Raw genomic sequence first — 787 nt, 5'->3', positions numbered from 1 at the left:
GATTGATATATTCACAGGTCATCCCCACTTTAAGAACAAGTTATTCAGAAGCATTATCCACAATTGTGGATAAAGGTTGTGTATTTAGTGTCCGATCATTCGTTCCCCACTATATATACTGCAGGCTTATCGCACAATTCACAGGTTGTGGATAAACTGTGTGTATGTTCGATTTTTCTGATTTCAGGGGCCAATTCTTCTTCATCCACATACATGTCAATGACGGTTTCAATATGCTCTTCGCAAGACTTCATAAAAGTCCCTCCAATATCTGTATCATTGGGCTCTTTTATAAAAAAGCTCCTTATTCAATATACCCTATTTATGCACATGTTAGTAGGTTTTAGCATGACTTCGCGCGGTTATCCACAAGCTTTTTATATTCCTCTGGATAACTCTGTTTTCCCTAAATAAAAAACACCAGCTACCCTCGCTGATGCTCTAATCTTTTTCTATACTACTTCTCTTTTTCCCTGAACAACTAAAGAATGCTGATTCGTGATATGCTGCAAATATGAAACGTTAAGAATGAAAGTCCAAAACCCGTTAACCGGCTTTTTAGAGAACCTCATAAACGATTTTCTAACCTTAAATGCACTAACTAGATTTATCGTCCAAAAAAGGAGAAATGAGAGCTGCGGGAGGAAGCTGTGTCCGGGGCGCAGCGGGAGAAGCAAAATGCTGTTGCTGTATGGCAGCAACTCTTCTCTTTGAAATGTGATTGAGTAAAAAGTCCAAAAAGGCTCCAAAATTGAAAAGACGCTTAGCAGCAGCGTTACTTTAATGG

Annotated in this window: 2 protein-coding genes; both read right to left on the bottom strand. The window is 38.9% G+C overall.

Going from position 1 to position 787, the window contains the following annotated elements; genetic code table 11:
- Positions 1-95: 95 nt before the first annotated feature.
- Positions 96-254, bottom strand: a complete 159-nt coding sequence (locus tag D8801_RS09670) for a CxxH/CxxC protein (RefSeq protein ID WP_003177948.1) — start codon at positions 252-254, stop codon at positions 96-98.
- 198 nt (positions 255-452) lie between these two features.
- Positions 453-787, bottom strand: a 335-nt coding sequence (locus D8801_RS09890; protein WP_125849453.1) for a hypothetical protein, incomplete at its 5' end; no start/stop codon positions are given.

This window comes from Streptococcus oralis, from assembly GCF_003943415.1.
In the GTDB taxonomy this organism is placed as follows: Bacteria; Bacillota; Bacilli; order Lactobacillales; family Streptococcaceae; genus Streptococcus; species Streptococcus oralis_BJ.
Note: the sequence above shows the minus strand (reverse complement) of the source record. Positions and strands in the feature narration are given on the sequence as shown.

Coding starts and splice junctions, on each gene's coding strand:
- D8801_RS09670 (WP_003177948.1), bottom strand. CDS start 254: ATGAAGTCTTGCGAAGAGCATATTGAAACCGTCATTGACATGTATGTG.